Raw genomic sequence first — 17,676 nt, forward strand, 5'->3', positions numbered from 1 at the left:
GACTAGACTTGCTTAACAAATTCGCGGGAACATGGTTCCTGTTAATCTGGTTAGTCCCCTGGTTGAACCAAGAGGTGTTTCTAATAATAGTTGTCCCTGTTTTTTTTCGATTACTAACCCGATTACGGCTGCTTGTTTGCCTTCAGGGTGTTCCTGTAAAATATCCAGCACCTTCTGCTTGTCTTTATCCGGGCAGATAATGATGGCTTTTCCTTCATTGGCAAGGTAAAGCGGATCAAAACCCAGCAGGTCGCAAACACCATGGACCTCTCGTTTCACCGGTAATTGAAGTTCATGTATTTTTATCGTTAAATGAAAATCTTCGGCAATTTCAACCAAAGTTGTCGCCAATCCGCCTCTTGTCGGGTCACGCATAATTCGAATGTCACTTACCTCGGTTAAAACATCCCACAGCATCCGATTGAGCGAGGCACAGTCACTGGTGATTGGTGATGAGATTCCTAATTCCTCCCTTGCGGCGAAAACAGCGATCCCGTGATCACCTATCGAACCTGTAACAATTATGGCATCTCCCTCTTCAAATTTAAGACTGCAGCCAACGTCTGGTTCGTAGACGCCAATCCCTGTTGTGTTAATATAAACTCCATCAGCACTGCCGCGTTCCACTACTTTGGTATCCCCTGCAATAATTTGAACACCAGTTTTTTTCGCCTCGTGAGCCATATCTTGAACGATTTTCTCTAAATCTGCGATAGGAAATCCTTCCTCAATAATAAAACCGCAGGTAAGAAACGCAGGTCTTGCTCCGCTGACGGCCAAGTCATTGACTGTGCCCGCCACTGCCAATTTACCAATCGAACCGCCCGGAAAGAAGAGAGGTTTGATGACAAACGAGTCAGTCGTAACAGCTATTTGTCGGGAGGACATGGTAAGTGCCGCTGCATCAAATAAAGCCGCCTTCTCATCCTCGAAAGCATTCACAAACACATCACGAATCAAACGATGACTTAATTCTCCGCCGTCACCATGCGCTAAACTGATTAATTTTTCCATTAAAAGCTCTCCCTCATGTATTGATAATACGTTGCACAGCTTCCTTCTGCCGAAACCATGCAAGGGCCAATCGGGTTCATGGGGTGGCATGCCTTGGCAAACAAAGGACATCCATTGGGTGCAATCAAACCGCGGATGACTTCGCCACAGCGGCATTTGGTTTTGTGGGGTTCGTTCACGTCAACAGTGAATCGCTTCTTGGCATTATATTGATCATATTCCGCCTTAAGGTCCAGTCCGCTGTCCTTGATGATGCCAATCCCTCTCCAAGCTTCATCGCATTTTTTTAAATATTTATCCAGCCACTTCTGGATCTGTTGATTTCCGGTCTTAGTGACCACAGCCGGGTGGTTATTTTGGATCTCGGGCCGTTCTGCAAAAGCGAGTTCAATAAGTTTGTAGATCCCTGACAGCAGCTCAGCCGTTTCAAACCCCGTAATTACCCCTGAAATTTCATATTCGTCCACTAAAAACGAATAGGATTCTTCCCCCAATACAATGGAAACATGCCCGGGAAGAATAAACCCATCCATCTGAATATCACCAGCATCAAGCAAATTCCGCAGAACTGGCTCCAGTAATTTGGTCGCCATCCAAATGGAGAAGTTATTTATTCCACGCTTCTCGGCTTCCCCTACCATCAGGGTGAGGATTGGTATCGTCGTTTCGAATCCGATACCTAGAAAAATCACTTCCTTGTCACAATTTGCTTCGGCAATGGAGATTGCTTCTATTGGTGAATAAAGAACACGTATATCTTTTCCGGCAATCTTGGAATCGTGCAAGGTCTTGTCAGAACCGGGCACCCGCATCATATCGCCAAAGGTACATATAATCCGATTTTCACCTTCAGCAAGTGCTATCATACTATCAATGGATCGCTGGTCAGTTACGCAAACCGGGCATCCCGGCCCAGAAATGAGTTCAACATAGTCCTTTAACAGCGGCTTAACCCCAGTACGGGCAAGCGCCATCGTATGAGACCCGCAAACCTCCATAAAAACTGGTTTTCTCCCAAACTTTTTTCGGAATTCAACTGCTTTTTCGATTACCGCCTCTGCCATGGGTTTGCAAAGTTCCGGATTACTGGACTGTTTTAGAATTTCGAGCATCGACAAGTTTTCTCCACTCCTCCACACTTTGCCTTGCATATATTTCATCCACGATACTCATGGCCTGGCCGGCATGGACAATGACATAATCCCCAACATCCGCTTCCGGTACAAATATAATTCCTACCGTTGTAGAGGAGCCCATTACATCTACCACCGCTGTAAACTCCTGCCTACTAATAATCCTAGCCGGTACACCTACACACATATCGCTGACCTCCTTTTGGCAGCTGCCGCCACTAATTGGCCATATGATAATCCGCCATCGCTGCACGGAACTCTTTCAGGCACAAATACTTGATATCCTTGCTCCTGCAGTTTTTCAGTAAGTTTTTTTCTTATATATCGATTATGAAAGCTGCCACCGGATAAAACCGCTATCCGTTCCAAGTTTGGCTGGTCCCTTCTTAACCTCACAAGAGCTGCCATAATGGCTTGAACCACCGTCTCATGGAACCGGCCGCTTATTTGCTCCTGACTCGTATCAGCTAACACTTCTAAGGCAATTTCTTTTAACATGGATGAAAAGTCAATCGTTAACACTTCTTTATCTAGTAAACGGAAGGAATACGGCAGATAGGTCAACCCTTCATCCGCCAGCTCAGCCAATTGGATGGCTGCCTCCCCATCATAGGTGGAGACTCTGGTAATGCCGCAAATGGCGCTGACCGCATCAAACAACCTGCCGCAAGTCCCCGCATAAACCGTGTTGATATTCCTGTTAATCATCATTTGTAACAGATCGATCTCTTGGGTCTTATCTGGGAAAATGGACTTGGCAAGCTGAAGTCCTTCTTCTCCACGAAGTGAGAGAAGCATGCTCGCGGCGTTTCTCCAGGGCTCCCTGATACACTTTTCACCCCCAGGAAGAGGGGTATAGTGTAAATGCGCCATCCGTTTTGATTCAGCCGCATTTCCATACAAAATCTCAAACCCCCACACATGGCCATCCAACCCGTAGCCTGTGCCATCCAGAATAATTCCAAAGGCCCTTCCAGTTACATGATGTTCATCTAAACAGGCGGCCATGTGGGCATGGTGATGCTGAATTTCCATGACATCGTTAAAAGAATATTGGTTTACTAATTTCCTAGTTTCATAATCAGGATGAGCATCAATGACAGCGGTTGATATGGGTGTATCAATCCATTTTAATAGATGCTTCAACTCTTGATGAAAATGGTTAATCGTTTCCATATTCTCTAGGTCTCCAATATGGGGGCCAACAAAAATTTGCTGCAGCTTGCCGATGGTAAAAGCAGTTTTTTGCTGGCCGCCAAACGCCACAATTCCCGTTACATCCTGTTCCGTCGGAAACGGATCTGGAACAAACCCTCTTGACCGTCTGAGAAAGTCCAATTTTCCGGCATTGATTTGCACTACCGAATCATCAACAGGATGAATGATTTCCCGGTTATATACTAAAAAGGAATCGGCGATCCCGGTTAAATATTGAAATACATCTTCATCCTTAAATAGAATTGGCAAGCCTGAAGGATTGGCACTTGTCATCACTAAACAGGTCAAGTCGTTATTCCAAAATAACAAATGATGCAATGGTGAATAGGGAAGCATGACACCAATTGTTTTCATGTGTGGCGCTACAAAATCGGCCAGATTATAACTTTCATGTTTCTTTAAAATGACAATTGGCGCTTCTGGGCTTTCTAATAAACTTTTTTCATCCTCACTTATTTTGGCAAACTCCATTGCCTTGGATACGGATGCCGCCATAACGGCCAGCGGTCGGTTTGGCCGGTTTTTCCTTTTACGCAGCAAGGACACTGTCTGTTCATTGTGGGCATCACAGCAAAGATGATAGCCGCCAATTCCTTTAACGGCAATGATTTTTCCTGCCTTAATTAGATTTATAGTATCCTGGATTGGATTTTCTGAATCAATTTCTTTACCCTCACTGTTTACCATCCGTACCTTCGGACCACATTTCGGGCAGGCAATCGGCTGCGCGTGATGCCTCCTGTTTGTCGGATCTTCATATTCCCGGCGGCAGTCCTCGCACATTTGAAATGCTTTCATGGTAGTGTAGGACCGGTCATAGGGCAATTCATCTATGATTGTGTAACGGGGCCCACACTGGGTACAATTAATGAACGGATATCGGTAGCGAAAATCATCGGGATCATTCATTTCCCTTAAACAATCCTCACAAACCGCTGAATCAATAGGGATTACAAGCCTTGACGCCCCGCTGCGTTCGCTTTCGATAATGGTAAAATGGCCAGAATGACGGGCATCAGCTTCCTCTACATTGACCTCTTCAATTTTTGACAATCTGGGCGCTTTGTTCTGTAAGTCTGCAGCGAACCGCTTTAGCTCCTCTGTTTTTCCTTCTGCAAAAATCTTGACCCCATCCATGTTGTTTTGCACTGTCCCTGTTAGATGATGGGTGTTAGCCAGTTGGAAGACAAAAGGCCGGAAACCGACACCCTGTACCCTGCCTCGGACAGCAATTTTTACGGCTGTATGCATTTTTGGTATGCCCCTTCAATCCATTGGAACCACTCCTGAAGGCCTTCTTTTGATCGGGCTGACAATGGCATCAAACTTGACTTTGGATTGATTTCACTTAAGTCCTTTTTCGCTTCCTCCACGCTAAAATCAAGGAACGGCAGTAAATCCAATTTATTTAATAGCACCAACTCCGTCCGCATAAACATCTGCGGGTATTTTGGAATTTTATCGTTTCCCTCAGGAACACTTAATACCGCCACTTTATGATTTTGTCCAAGGTCGTAACCGGAGGGACACACGAGGTTACCGACATTCTCGATAAACAATAAATCGATTTCCTCTAAATCCAATTCCGCCAGTGCAGCTGCTACCATTCTCGCATCCAAGTGACAGCCGCCGTGAGTATTGATTTGAACAGCTTTTGCCCCCATCGCTCGAATCCTGTCCGCATCCCGTTCGGTTGCTAAATCTCCTTCGATTACGGCAATCCGATACTCTTTTGCCAATGCTCTTACAGTTTCCTCCAACAAGGTGGTCTTACCTGCGCCGGGTGAGCTCATAAGGTTTATCACCAATGTTTTGGTGCTTCGAAAAAGGTCTCGATTGAACTCTGCAGCCTTATCATTATTCGTTAGTATGTCTGTTCTCAATGTCACTTTCATGCTTCATTGCTCCCTTCGTATGATAAAACCTGTAATGTTTCTCCTGACAATACTTGGCCTGAAGGAACTTGGCAGTTTGGGCATACTGCGATTCTTTTTTCTGGCTTGTACTCCAAACCACAAAGTACACATTTGGCCTTGGATTCTTCCATATGAATGATTAGCTCAGCGGTTTCGGTAAAAATATCCGGATTTTGTTCTTGAAAAATCGTAAAAGCCATTCTTAACGCATCAGGCATGGCGTTGGAGATTTCCCCCACCGTCAGCTCAATTTTTTCAATCTTTTCAACCCCTCTTGACGCAGCATCTTCACAAACGAGCTGTATGATATTACCCATTAATGACATTTCATGCATGTAGACCACCTTGTTTTTTTGTGCTTTGTAACCCGATGTAATAAATATGATTCCGAAGCTTTATCGATAGAGGTTCAAGCTTTAATTCACCGGTATTTGTCTTAAAGTTGTATTCTTTTTGGCAATTCAAGCATTTTCCAGTTGAATATAGTGCTGTTAGGAAAATAATATTCGAACATACTGGACATACTCCATTCATGGCCTGTATGTTCGTTCCTTGTTTTGCGATAATGATTGGTGTTCCATTGAGATATTTCATTTCCAGTTCGGCAGTCGTTTCTGTTTCAGAGATAAACGGAACCCATTTGATACCGAGTATTAAGTCAGCGGCTGTTTCCACTTTTTCTAAATCGTCTTGAAGGAATGGTTCATAGGCAGACTTAATGGTATAAATGAGCCCTCCCGCCAATTCCTTAAAAAACTCTCCGCGCTTCATGATGCATTTCTCCAATTTATGACCTGTTCAACCACAAGACTTACCAAGTTTCCGAGCTGTCCTCGATTGGTTTCAGTCAGTTCAACTCCCAATCCAAGCGAAGAGGGCTGCATGCCAAGCATGACAATTCGTTTTGGATAGTGGTCCCGCCATTTAGCCGCCATTAACACCTCTTGGAATCCAAGCTGGTGAATGGACATTTTAATGCCGAAATAAGCAGGGATTTCTTCTCCTTCCAGCTTAATGAGGGTTCCTCCTGGTTTGCCGGCGTTAATGGCATCAATAATGATTAAATTATCCGCATCCTCTACAGGACCAAGCAGCTTCATACCGTCTGTTGAACCTTCGATAATCTCAATATTTCCATAGTCTTTGAGAGAAGCCTCCAACAAGGGCAAAAGGTGGATGGCAACCCCCTCATCAGAGAAGAGGGAGTTGCCAATGCCTAAAATCGTAATTTTTTGTTCGTCTAGTCTACTTTTCATGATCTTCACCAACGGCATGTTTCGGTTCTGTTTTATAGCCTGTAAACATAGAAGAAATCGAGCCACATCTTTCAAGATAGTCATCACGGAATGCCAAATAGACGTGAAGGACGATAAACAGCATGAATGCCCAAGCGACTAAGTGATGCCAGGATCGGAGTGTATAGCTGTCGCCAAAAATATATGGCACCCACGCAAACATTTTTCCCAAAACAGTTTCTTTCTGTGGTTCCACATACATATAGAAACCTGTAGCAATCACAATCGCGGATCCCAGATAATTAAAAATCCAGTAACTCAAGAAAGCGAGCGGATTGTGTCCCATAAAATGGGGTTTTTTATTTTTGAGAAACAGATAGAATTTGACTGTTTCCCATAAGTCCTTCCAAAAAACCCACCTAAAAGGATTGAATCTGGCAAATTTATTCCCCACAAAACACCAAAACATTCGATAGATAAATGCTGCTGTAAATACAAAAGCTGTAAAGAAATGGATATATCTTGTCCAGCCCATCAAATTAGAATAATAGGCTTCTTCAGGGATGCTGGCTGCAGCAAATGGCTTGCCAATATAAATTCCCGTCACCAATAAAATGACAATACACACCACATTAATCCAGTGATAAAGCCGCACCGGCAAATCCCATACATATACCTTTACATCCTTTTCCATCGTGGAATAAATGATTGGTTCCTCTGGGTGATAGGAATTCTCGCTGTTCAATCCTTCTGTTGGCACAAGAAGTGTGTCAGATTTTCTCCAAGGCAACTTTAGAGCCCCCATTAATCTCCCTCCTAACCTAAACGAATTTCTGTTGTATTGTTCGATTCCAAATCCGTTAAGTGAACAGCACAGGCTAGGCAAGGGTCAAAGGAATGGATAATCCGCAAGATTTCGAGCGGCTGTTCCTTGTCTAATAGTGGAGTGCCTTTAAGGGCTGCTTCATAGGCGCCTATTTTCTCTTTATTGTCACGTGGGGAGGCATTCCAAGTTGTTGGAACGACAGCTTGATAGTTTTTTGTTTTTCCGTCTTCAATATCAATCCAGTGTCCCAGCGCTCCCCGCGGCGCTTCCAGCCAGCCCACTCCTTGGGCACGAACTGGCCATGTATTCGGCTCCCATTTGGTCCGATCAAATGTGACTTGGTCACCACTCTTAATATTTTTTAATAAGGCATCCATGTCGTCTCTCATCCAGTCAGCGATTAATACGCTCTCAAGTCCCCTGGCAACCGTGCGTCCTAGTGCTGATTGTAATGCGCTAACTGGGAGGTCCAATTTCTTTAAGGTATCATCCACAAGCCCGACAATATCAGCCCTTCCTGATGCATAGCCCACCATCAATCTAGCTAACGGCCCTGTTTCCATTGGATGTCCTTTCCAGCGCGGTGACTTCAGCCAGCTATATTTCTTCTCCGTAGCCAACTGTTTATACGGCGCTTTTGGACCGGTATAATGAAGATCTGTTTCTCCATCAAACGGATGCTTGCCATTCCCGCCATCCTTTCCATCATATTGATACCATGAATGGTCGATAAATTCTTGAACCTGTTTCGGATCCTTTAAGTCTACATTTAATACTTCATTTAAATTGCCATTTAACACAACGCCGCGTGGCATCCGGTAAAGTTTGTAATCATAGATATCACCGGTAGAGAAATCCCCATAGCAAAGATAATTATTTAAACCGCCACCGTATGTCCAATCTTTGTAATATGATCCGATAGCAAGTAAATCAGGGATGTATACCTGATTGACAAATTCTTTTGCTTGGTCGATAATTTGCGAGACGTGCATGAGCCGTTCAGCGTGAATGCCATTGTCACTGTCAATATCCAGAGGGGTTGCCATTCCTCCGACTAGATAGTGAGGATGCGGGTTTTTTCCGCCAAAAATCGTATGAACCTTGACAATTTCCTTCTGCCAATCCAGTGCTTCCAAGTAATGGGCAACAGCAAGCAAGTTCACCTCAGGCGGCAATTTATATGCATTATGGCCCCAATATCCATTGGCAAATATTCCAAGCTGGCCGCTGGCAATTAGTTTCTTAATTTTATTTTGAACATCCGTGAAATAACCTGGTGAAGAATTTGGCCAACTTGAAATGGATTGAGCTATTCTTGAAGTTTCAGCAGGGTTGGCCTGGGTTGCACTCACCACATCGACCCAATCCAGGGCATGCAAATGATAAAAATGAACTACATGGTCATGAAGAAAAATAGCTTCGTTCATGATGTTACGAATCAAATGGGCATTTTTCGGAATGCTGATTTTCAAAGCATCCTCCACTGAACGAACGGCGGCTAGCGCATGTACCGTCGTACATACACCGCAGATTCTTTGCACATAGGCCCATACATCCCTAGGATCACGATCTCTGACAATTAGTTCCAATCCCCTTACAGCTGTTCCAGAACTAAATGCCTCATTAATGATACCGTTTTCATCTATATCTGCTTCAATCCGAAGATGCCCTTCAATTCTAGTAATTGGATCAACTACAATGCGTTCACTCATTCTTTTTCACCTTCTTTGTCATCTAGCTTTTTCTTGACTACGGTTCCTGCTGCGTGGACGGCAACTCCCGCTGTCGCCAATCCGACTACTCCCAAACCGATGGCATCCGGATTAATTGTCGTTTGGGTACCAGGGATTTTCGCTCTCCTTGTATAGAACGGACCATTATCCCAAAAGTCTTTTTCCGAACACCCAATACAGGGGTTCCCGGATTGGATCGGGTAACTGACCCCCCCGTTCCAGCGCATTTCCGCACAAGAGTTATATGTAGTCGGGCCCTTACAGCCCATTTTATATAAGCAGTATCCTTGTTTAGCTCCTTCGTCATTGAAGGATTCTACGAAAAGGCCCGCATCAAAATAGGCTCTTCTATTGCATTTATCATGTATCCGGTGACGGTAAAATGCTTTAGGCCTGCCAAACTGGTCAAGTTCTGGCAATTTGCCAAAGGTAATAATATGGGCAATTACTCCAGTCATCACTTCCGCAATCGGAGGGCACCCAGGAACAAGAATGACAGGAGTGCCCTTCACATAACTAGTAACCGGCTTGGCTCCTGTTGGATTCGGACTGGCACCTGCAATTCCACCCCATGAAGAACAAGAACCGTATGCGATAATGGCCATGGCATCTCCAGCCATTTCATCTAAGGTCTCTTTTGCCGATTTCCCTGCAACGGTCAAAAAAGCATCATCTTCTGGAATACTGCCTTCGATTGCAAGAACATATTTCCCTTTAAAATCTTTTAATACCTGTTTCATGTTAGCTTCCACTTGATGTCCAGAAGATGCAGATAAGACTTCCGAATATTCCAGTGAAATCATATCAAGTAAAACGTTTTCAGTCTTAGGTTGTGACGACCGTATAAATGATTCCGAACAGCCCGTGCAGTCCTGGAACTGCAGCCAAACGACAGGTACTCTTGACTCAGTTTCCATGGCTTTCACCACTTGCTCGGATTGTGAATAATCAAGCCCGAGTGCAGCAGCCAGCGCCGTACACATTTTCAAAAAATCACGTCGGCTTACACCATTTTCGACCGAAGTCTCATACACGGTTCTCTGCCTTTTCATCCGCTTTTCCCCCTTCAGTTTTTCTAGAAATAAGGAAGTACTTGATTTCAAGGCAATTGTAGTACAGTTTAGGTCTTTCGTCTTGAATTTTCATAAAAGTACACAAAGAATCCTTATATGTATTAATACAATATAATTAGTTAGCATGATGAAAATGTCAAAAAGACCTTAAGCCACGGCTTAAGGTCTTTTGTTATGCTTCTATTAATTCTTCTTCCTGCTGTTTCTTAAGTTTCTTTCGAAATACAACCTTGGATAAGTTAATGCTGATTTCATAAAGTAGTAATAGTGGTAAGGTAACCACAAAATCCGACATAAAATCAGGTGGTGTAATAACGATTGCTATGATAACTAAAACGAAATAGGCATATTTTCGAATTTTTGACAACACAATCGGGTTAATAATACCCAAGGAAGTCAAAAACATGACAACAACCGGCAATTCAAACAATACCCCGAATGGCAAGCTCATATGCATAATAAACCGGAAATACTTCTCCGCCGTGAAATTGGTGACGAACATTTCCCCGCCCATATTGACTAAGAACTTTAACACCATTGGATAAATAACGAAATATCCAAACGCCAAACCCAGGATGAATAGAAAAAATAACGCCGGAATATACGATAAGGTTAATCGCCTTTCATTAGGCTTTAGTGCCGGTTTTACAAACAGCCAGATTTCAATGGCTAAAACTGGAATGGTTCCGGCTATGGCAACTAAAGTGGCAATCATGAAATATACCCCAATGATATCGCTTGGTCCGAGCACAATCAACTTAACATCCAGATCCCTTACAAACCAATTGTATATATCTTGCACGTAAATAAAACCGACGATAAAGAAAATCACAAACGAAATGGCGGTAATGATTATCCGCTTGCGCAATTCTTCTAGATGATCGACTAATTGTAATTCTTTATCTTCCATGTATTTCCCCTGCCAATATTTTAAATAAAAGGTTCTACTTGAGTTGATTTCCACTCCAGCAGAGCGCCTATTAACGCTCCAATTCACAGAGATAAAAATCAAAAATATCATTTAACAGAGCCAGATAAAAACAACTTTTCTCGCATTAGTGTAGGATAAAAAGACCGAGAAGAAAAGGTGCAAGATGGGAATCTTACACCTTATTTTGTCAACTTTTTCTTTTCTTCTTCAACATCGCCCATAACATCTTCGGTTAATTCACGAGTCGATTTTTTAAACTCTTTTAGCGTTTGTCCAAAGGCACGGCCTATTTCAGGCAATTTTTTTGGTCCAAATATAATCAGGGCAAGAGTTAATATCAGTATCAAACCAGGAATTCCAATGTTAGAAAACATAGTTTACATCCCCTTACAATAGTGGTCAATGCTTCTACTACAATTATAATAGTGTTTATTGATTTTTGGTAATTTTTCTATGATAATTCATACTAAATTCACAATATCCAATAAGTATATGTTTATTGTGATATATCTCATATCCTAATTAAAATTTAATCACTCTCTAACAATTTATCAAGAACAGCAAGCTAAGTCAACGTCCAATTATATATAGAAATTTTAAAATATTTTGACAACTATTTTTATTTTGCATATAATTAAACCACTAGCGTACTATATACAAAAATAGGAAATTTTTCGTGGTTAGGAAGTGATTTGGATGGAATTTTCCCTCTTCAGTTTTGATGGTGCTCTACCAGTAGAGGTAACAGTAGATGAGGACAATGGCCGGTACACAATACGTAAAAGCGACACCAGTGGTGAATACTTTAATACTCCTAGGGAACTGATTACCTGGATCAAAACGCATTTCCGTGAGGAAGAATTTTGCCATCCAGACGAATTCCGGGGCATGCTGAAAAAACTGGCAGAATATGAATGATAGTGAACCTTCATCAGCGGGCTTATTGTTCCCGCTGATAAATTGAATCAACTAGAAATATCAATGGCTTTTCTATAATAAGTTCTAAACTCATAGTCATATGGGTTTTTTTCATCTTTTATTCCTTTTTCACACGAAACAAGCTGCCAATCTTTTATCTCCAATTTCGGGAAGAATGTATCTCCTTCGAATTGTTCGTTTATAAGGGTCATATATAAACGGTCCGCATAAGGAACCGTTTCTTTAAAAATTTCCGCCCCGCCAATCACAAAGATTTCCCCATCATATTTGCGGCTATATTGGACAAATTCTTCCACGGAGTAAAAAACCGTGCATCCTTCACATTGAAAGCCTGGTTGCCTTGTAATCACGATATTTTCCCTGCCTGGAAGGACACGTCCAATTGAAACATGGGTTTTCCTCCCCATGGCAATCGGGTGCCCCATTGTCATCCGCTTAAAAAATTTCAAGTCCTCCGGCAGATGCCACGGAAGCTGGTTTTCGTTTCCGATCACACCATTCTTGTCCATTGCCACGATAAACGAAATCATACACTCACTACTCCCTTAATGGCTGGGTGGGGATTATAATTTTCCAATGTAAAATCGTCATAAGAAAATGAAAACAACTCCTTCACATTTGGATTCAATGTCATTGTTGGCAACGGACGCGGCTCCCTTTGCAATTGGAGTTTGACCTGTTCCAGGTGATTTTTATAAATATGGACATCACCAAATGTATGGATAAATTCGCCTGGCTTTAGGTCGCACACTTGAGCAATCATCATTGTTAGTAAAGCGTACGATGCAATGTTAAAGGGAACTCCGAGAAATAAGTCGGCAGACCTTTGATATAATTGGCAGGACAATTTACCATCCGCCACATAAAATTGAAACATACAATGGCATGGCGGCAAGGCCATCTTATCAATCTCAGCTACGTTCCAAGCGTTGACCAACAGCCTTCTTGAATTTGGATTGGTTTTTATTTGATTAATTAATTCGCTTATTTGGTCGACAACGGTTCCGTCCGCACCTGTCCATGACCGCCATTGGTGGCCGTAAACTGGACCAAGGTCACCGTTTTCATCGGCCCATTCATTCCAAATCCGGACTCCGTTTTCCTGTAAATAACGGACATTGGTATCGCCCTTAAGGAACCATAGCAGTTCATGAATGATTGATTTTAAATGCAATTTTTTGGTGGTCAAAAGCGGAAAACCGTCCTCAAAGTTAAATCTCATTTGGTAGCCAAAAGTGCTGATTGTCCCGGTCCCAGTACGGTCATCCTTTACAACTCCATCTTTTAACACATGCTTGCATAAATCCAAATATTGCTTCAAGTTACGACACCCCTAAACTATTGATATCTTTATATTTTAACACAGATTAGCGGTAACGTTCGATAAATTTAAACGTTAGCAGTGCCTTTATATGGTACGTTAAAAAAGAGACTGGTACAATGCCAGCCTCTTTTGCAAGCCCCTGTTGTATTTGACGTGGGGCCTGATTAAACTTGCAATCCAAAATTGCGGCACAATGCAGCCAGACCGCCGGAAAAACCGCTGCCTACCGCATTGAATTTCCAATCTCCGTTATGGCGATATAACTCGCACACGACAACAGCCGTTTCTACCGAAAAGTCTTCTCCCAGGTCAAATCTTAATATTTCCTGGTTGGTCTCTTCATTGACGACACGCACAAATGAATTGCTGACTTGTCCAAAGTTTTGATTGCGTGCCTCAGCTTCATGAATGGTTACCGCAATCGCAATCCGGTGGACATGTGCCGGAACCTTGCTAAAATCGATTTTGATTTGCTCATCGTCACCGTCCCCTTCCCCGGTGCGATTGTCTCCCGTGTGTTCCACTGCACTGGACGGGTCCGTTAAGTTATTGTAAAAAACAAAATCTAAATCATTGTTGACCCGACTGTTGTCATCTGTTAAAAATGCGGAAGCATCCAAATCAAAATCAAAACCGCCCTGATAACGGTTGGTATCCCAGCCAAGACCGACGATCACCTTGGTCAATCCTGGGTTGGTTTTCGTCAAATCAATTCTTTGCCCCTTAGATAAATTGATACCCAATGGAATCACCTCATCACTTAAATAAAAACCAATTATATTTGCAAAAAGCACTAACTAAAGGTTGGTTTAACTATAGGAACGGACTACTTCACTAAGGCTTGCGGCATTTGTCCCACTGCCAATTGCCGCAAACTTCCAATCATTTGCGTGCCGATATATTTCGCCTGTCACCAAACAGGTCAGTCCGCTGTAATTATCGGATAAATTATAATGAATTAATTCTTGGCCAGTTTGAGGATTTACTACCCTGATAAATGCATTCCGTATCATGCCAAAATGTTGTTTACGCTTTACGCAGTCATAAATATTCACCACGAAAACAAGTTTTTGGATATATGATGGCACTCGGCTTAGATCGATCATGATTTGCTCGTCATCACCGTCACCGTCACCTGTTAAATTATCGCCTGAGTGCTGGACACTGCCGTCGTTGCTTCTTAAATTGCCAAAATAGATGACATCTTTATTATTGCGCAGCTTATCGTTTTCCCCAAGCATGATGACAGATGCGTCACAGTCAATGTTAGCAGACCCTCCGCCGCCAAACAGTGAGCCGAACAAACCGCCGCCTCCGCCTGATTGGATCGGATCCCAGCCAAGACCCACCATGATTTTTGTAAGTCCTGGATTGCTTTTAGTCAAATCGACACGTTGGCCTTTTTGTAAATTAATTGCCATTCCTATCACTCCATCCTAAAGTTTGTTTATGTTTTTACTATTACTGCTTCAGTTTTTTGAAGTTTTCCTGCAGCTGTTCCAATCGTTTAGTGCCCTCTTGGCGCAAGCGCCTGTTTTCGTCTTCAATCGCTTTTGTTTCCTGCAATCCTTTGATGATAATGTTCCAGGATTCTTCAATTGTTTCAATCTTTATGCTCGGGCCGCCGGCAAGCCTAGCGATATCCGCACTTTGCTGCGAAATATTTTGGGCATTCCGGAGCAGCATTTCATTGGTCCTGCGGTCCAGTTCACTCATGGAATCCGCAACCAGCTTTTGCCGTTTGGCTGCTACAGCCTGGATTAAACCATTTTTAAATATCGGAATCGTAGTCACAAAGGCCGAATTGATCTTTCCAATTAGCTTCGTGTTTCCGCGCTGAAGCATACGGATTTGCGGTGCAGTCTGCAGGGCTACCATTTTGGCCATTTCCAGGTCATACACGCGCTGCTCTAACAGCTCTATCGCGTTTCTTAACGAATCTAGCTGCATCGATGCTAACTGGTCGCCGGAAGCCGCTCTCGCCTCCAACTGGGGAAGCTGCTGGTTTTTCAAATCTTCGACTTTCATTTCTCCGGCAACAATATATTTTTCAAGAGTCAAATAAAATTGATAGTTTTGCTCGTACATTCCTTCAAGCATACTGGTCGAATCGACCATTTCCTCACGGTACTTGGAAATCTCCACATAAACCTTGTCGATTTCCGAACCCATGGTCTGATATTTGCCGAATATTTTTTCAACAATTTTTTCGCCTTTTTTGAAAAGTTTGCCGAACAATCCGCCGGAGGACTTTTGAAAGTCCTTTGGATCAAATTTATCCATAATCCGGCCAAGCTGCTTTAAGAGTTCACCGGAATCCTCTACCTTTGTGGTTCTCATGTTCGCTAGTATTTGATCGGAGAAACGTGAAACTTGAACAGCCGGTTCCTTACCAAATTCTAGAATCTGAATCTGGTCACGTTCATCAATGGAGCGGGCTAGATTTTGAATTTCAGGTTCCTTGCGAAGAGCAAGCTTGATGTCCGATACTTTCGCCTCGGAAAGGAGGTCTTCTGCTGGTGCCGGTGTTAAATTACTGGATGGATTAGGTGAAAAATTCACTGGTTAATCTCCCCTTAGATTTTTTAAAAAGCCTTGAAAAATCCCTTTTTTAAATATGGAATTGGACGGCTCTTTATAAGCCAAATCAAAAACAACATCTTCAAGCCAGTGGTTATCAAAAATTCCAGGTGCCAAGTAATTTTCAATGTCATTGTGGCCTGTCGGGTTGTAAAGTATGATATCAATGCCAAATTGATTGAGCAAAAGCAATAATGCGGCGTCGGAACGCGATAACATGCCAGTTGTTTCGTTATTAAAAACAATCAGTTTAGGTACATGCTGGGAATAATCAAACTTTTCCAGCATCTGAATGATGCTTTTTTGCATAAACATCGACTGGGTAAACAGGTAAATGGGTACTTCCTCCAAGCTTTCCATTGGCAATGGCTTTAATCCCGGATTATCACAGATATTGCGGATGGCAGCGGCTAACCCTTTTTGCAAACCTGCCGGCAAAAAAGAATATGGCCAATAATGGGATTTCATGATTTTATTTGGATCCACCAGCCCATCCTTCCCTAAGGCATTTCGATAATGAAAGCGAAAATCACTGGAACCCGTGGTGGTAAAAGGGAGCTGGCGAATTAACAAGCTGTTTTCTGCTTGGGTTAAGGAGTGAAGACGATCCCAATACCCTTTTCGATCTTTGCTGACTCCTTGGATTTTAGCGAAGATGGAGGGTATTTTCACTTCACCGTTCTTCACCTCAAATTCTGGACGAACCATGGCCATTTCTTTACAAAGGATGAACAGTTCATCATAGGTGGTTCTCAGTGTAAGCGACGAGGGCGTATAATCCCTTAACTGCCAAGGCTTATACAATCCCGAACCTTCCTGGTTCAAAATCGATTCAATTTCTCTGGAAGCCCTGTAAGCCACCGTCGTCTTCCTATTTCGCCTTTCAGTAGGAAAAGGTTCTGGCGGCATTTGATTAGGATAACGATGTCTAAAAATCGGATCATGGATGTACCCGTCTAAAATGTCCCGGCCTTCAGGATGAAAAATTATCATGTCACAGCCTAGCGATATTAAATAAAATAAAAAATACTGATGGCTTTTTTTAAAGTCACCGTACCACAAAAACTTTGGCATTTCCTTTTCTGGGTCAGCACTTTTTAACATCGGCTCCAAATGATTAAATGACCACTTGACGATGTCCACTAAAATTCGCCTTAGTTCATGATTTTTTAATCCGTCCCGCTCTATCTGGGTATACAATTCTAGTGTTTTAATCATTGCTTCTCTTATTTTGCGATGAATGACGGGAACATTGGATTTTAACAGGAGCTGCTCACCATCGAGAAAAGCCGTGAAGCGGTTGATGGACAACTTTTGCTCTTGGCTGATATTCAAAATTTTTTGTATAGCTTGGAAATGGTTGTTATTAATGGTCTTAATAAGAGTATCTTCACTCAATAAATGAAGATGAAGATCCTCGGAAGTAACATATTCATATAGTTGGTTGTAATACTCGTCAACATCAATTGGTAACCCTAGGAATTCACCTAATACTTGCCCAATTTGGATGGTCCCATTTTCCAATAAAAAATTAGGCCTTTCTGGCATTGGTTTTCTTAATATCCCCTGCCAATTTTCATTTGAAAGGGTTACAGGACGGATGTTTAATTGTTGTATAGGTGGATACATTTAAAATCCCTTCCTCTAAAAGCGCAAGCATATTCCGGTAAGGACACTCTAATCGAAATAAGCAAAATATGTAAGGTTTTTACCTTTCTATCTTATCATAGTTAGTTTAACCGTTCATTTGTTTA

Annotated in this window: 20 protein-coding genes; 1 reads left to right on the forward strand and 19 read right to left on the reverse strand. The window is 42.5% G+C overall.

Annotated features, from left to right (window positions below; translation table 11 throughout):
• Window positions 1-12 precede the first annotated feature (12 nt).
• The 13 genes from hypE to tatA all read right to left on the reverse strand — a co-directional run bounded on the left by hypE (window position 13) and on the right by tatA (window position 11,453).
• Complete coding sequence (hypE, locus tag ACY8D0_RS18265; protein ID WP_462411930.1) at window positions 13-1,014, reverse strand: hydrogenase expression/formation protein HypE; 1,002 nt, start codon at window positions 1,012-1,014, stop codon at window positions 13-15.
• Window positions 1,014-2,126 carry a hydrogenase formation protein HypD gene (hypD, locus tag ACY8D0_RS18270; protein WP_462412498.1) on the reverse strand — a complete coding sequence of 371 codons (1,113 nt, stop codon included), beginning with the start codon at window positions 2,124-2,126 and terminating at the stop codon, window positions 1,014-1,016. The genes hypE and hypD overlap by 1 nt, the downstream gene beginning before the upstream one ends.
• Window positions 2,098-2,334 carry a HypC/HybG/HupF family hydrogenase formation chaperone gene (locus ACY8D0_RS18275; protein ID WP_462411931.1) on the reverse strand — a complete coding sequence of 79 codons (237 nt, stop codon included), beginning with the start codon at window positions 2,332-2,334 and terminating at the stop codon, window positions 2,098-2,100. Before ACY8D0_RS18275 ends, hypD begins: the two co-directional genes overlap by 29 nt.
• Complete coding sequence (hypF, locus tag ACY8D0_RS18280; protein WP_462411932.1) at window positions 2,325-4,616, reverse strand: carbamoyltransferase HypF; 2,292 nt, start codon at window positions 4,614-4,616, stop codon at window positions 2,325-2,327. Before hypF ends, ACY8D0_RS18275 begins: the two co-directional genes overlap by 10 nt.
• Window positions 4,601-5,260: a hydrogenase nickel incorporation protein HypB gene (gene hypB, locus ACY8D0_RS18285; RefSeq protein ID WP_462411933.1), complete on the reverse strand. Its 660-nt coding sequence runs from the start codon at window positions 5,258-5,260 to the stop codon at window positions 4,601-4,603. The genes hypF and hypB overlap by 16 nt, the downstream gene beginning before the upstream one ends.
• The gene (locus ACY8D0_RS18290; RefSeq protein ID WP_462411934.1) at window positions 5,257-5,616 is read right to left on the reverse strand and encodes a hydrogenase maturation nickel metallochaperone HypA/HybF; all 360 of its coding nucleotides are present in this window, start codon (window positions 5,614-5,616) and stop codon (window positions 5,257-5,259) included. Before ACY8D0_RS18290 ends, hypB begins: the two co-directional genes overlap by 4 nt.
• Entirely contained in the window at window positions 5,609-6,052 is a 444-nt protein-coding gene (locus tag ACY8D0_RS18295; protein ID WP_462411935.1) for a hypothetical protein, read from the reverse strand. The genes ACY8D0_RS18290 and ACY8D0_RS18295 overlap by 8 nt, the downstream gene beginning before the upstream one ends.
• Complete coding sequence (locus tag ACY8D0_RS18300; protein WP_462411936.1) at window positions 6,049-6,537, reverse strand: HyaD/HybD family hydrogenase maturation endopeptidase; 489 nt, start codon at window positions 6,535-6,537, stop codon at window positions 6,049-6,051. Before ACY8D0_RS18300 ends, ACY8D0_RS18295 begins: the two co-directional genes overlap by 4 nt.
• Window positions 6,527-7,210 (reverse strand): Ni/Fe-hydrogenase, b-type cytochrome subunit, encoded by a 684-nt coding sequence (gene cybH / locus ACY8D0_RS18305; RefSeq protein WP_462412499.1) that lies wholly within the window; start codon window positions 7,208-7,210, stop codon window positions 6,527-6,529. Before cybH ends, ACY8D0_RS18300 begins: the two co-directional genes overlap by 11 nt.
• Before the next feature lie 122 nt (window positions 7,211-7,332).
• A complete protein-coding gene (locus ACY8D0_RS18310; RefSeq protein WP_462411937.1) occupies window positions 7,333-9,054 on the reverse strand; it encodes a nickel-dependent hydrogenase large subunit in 1,722 nt (573 codons plus the stop codon).
• Window positions 9,051-10,127, reverse strand: coding sequence for a hydrogenase small subunit (locus ACY8D0_RS18315; protein WP_462411938.1), 1,077 nt, complete (start codon window positions 10,125-10,127; stop codon window positions 9,051-9,053). Before ACY8D0_RS18315 ends, ACY8D0_RS18310 begins: the two co-directional genes overlap by 4 nt.
• Before the next feature lie 193 nt (window positions 10,128-10,320).
• Window positions 10,321-11,058: a twin-arginine translocase subunit TatC gene (gene tatC / locus ACY8D0_RS18320; RefSeq protein WP_462411939.1), complete on the reverse strand. Its 738-nt coding sequence runs from the start codon at window positions 11,056-11,058 to the stop codon at window positions 10,321-10,323.
• 200 nt (window positions 11,059-11,258) lie between these two features.
• Window positions 11,259-11,453 (reverse strand): twin-arginine translocase TatA/TatE family subunit, encoded by a 195-nt coding sequence (gene tatA / locus ACY8D0_RS18325; protein WP_462411940.1) that lies wholly within the window; start codon window positions 11,451-11,453, stop codon window positions 11,259-11,261.
• Between the two features lie 322 nt (window positions 11,454-11,775).
• Here tatA and ACY8D0_RS18330 point away from each other — a divergent pair, with 322 nt between their 5' ends.
• The gene (locus ACY8D0_RS18330) at window positions 11,776-11,997 is read left to right on the forward strand and encodes a hypothetical protein (protein ID WP_462411941.1); all 222 of its coding nucleotides are present in this window, start codon (window positions 11,776-11,778) and stop codon (window positions 11,995-11,997) included.
• A 47-nt stretch (window positions 11,998-12,044) separates the two neighbouring features.
• Here ACY8D0_RS18330 and ACY8D0_RS18335 read toward each other — a convergent pair whose 3' ends face one another.
• The 6 genes from ACY8D0_RS18335 to ACY8D0_RS18360 form a co-directional block, all read right to left on the reverse strand.
• Window positions 12,045-12,548 carry a dihydrofolate reductase gene (locus ACY8D0_RS18335; protein WP_462411942.1) on the reverse strand — a complete coding sequence of 168 codons (504 nt, stop codon included), beginning with the start codon at window positions 12,546-12,548 and terminating at the stop codon, window positions 12,045-12,047.
• Window positions 12,545-13,339, reverse strand: coding sequence for a thymidylate synthase (locus ACY8D0_RS18340; protein ID WP_462411943.1), 795 nt, complete (start codon window positions 13,337-13,339; stop codon window positions 12,545-12,547). Before ACY8D0_RS18340 ends, ACY8D0_RS18335 begins: the two co-directional genes overlap by 4 nt.
• Window positions 13,340-13,506: 167 nt before the next feature.
• Window positions 13,507-14,085: a TerD family protein gene (locus tag ACY8D0_RS18345; RefSeq protein WP_462411944.1), complete on the reverse strand. Its 579-nt coding sequence runs from the start codon at window positions 14,083-14,085 to the stop codon at window positions 13,507-13,509.
• Window positions 14,086-14,151: 66 nt separating this feature from the next.
• A complete protein-coding gene (locus ACY8D0_RS18350; RefSeq protein ID WP_462411945.1) occupies window positions 14,152-14,763 on the reverse strand; it encodes a TerD family protein in 612 nt (203 codons plus the stop codon).
• Window positions 14,764-14,803: 40 nt separating this feature from the next.
• On the reverse strand, window positions 14,804-15,904 hold the full coding sequence (locus tag ACY8D0_RS18355; RefSeq protein WP_462411946.1) for a toxic anion resistance protein: 1,101 nt from the start codon (window positions 15,902-15,904) through the stop codon (window positions 14,804-14,806).
• A 3-nt stretch (window positions 15,905-15,907) separates the two neighbouring features.
• The gene (locus ACY8D0_RS18360; RefSeq protein WP_462411947.1) at window positions 15,908-17,551 is read right to left on the reverse strand and encodes a YceG family protein; all 1,644 of its coding nucleotides are present in this window, start codon (window positions 17,549-17,551) and stop codon (window positions 15,908-15,910) included.
• Window positions 17,552-17,676 lie beyond the last annotated feature (125 nt).

It is taken from the genome of Neobacillus camarae (assembly GCF_054950115.1).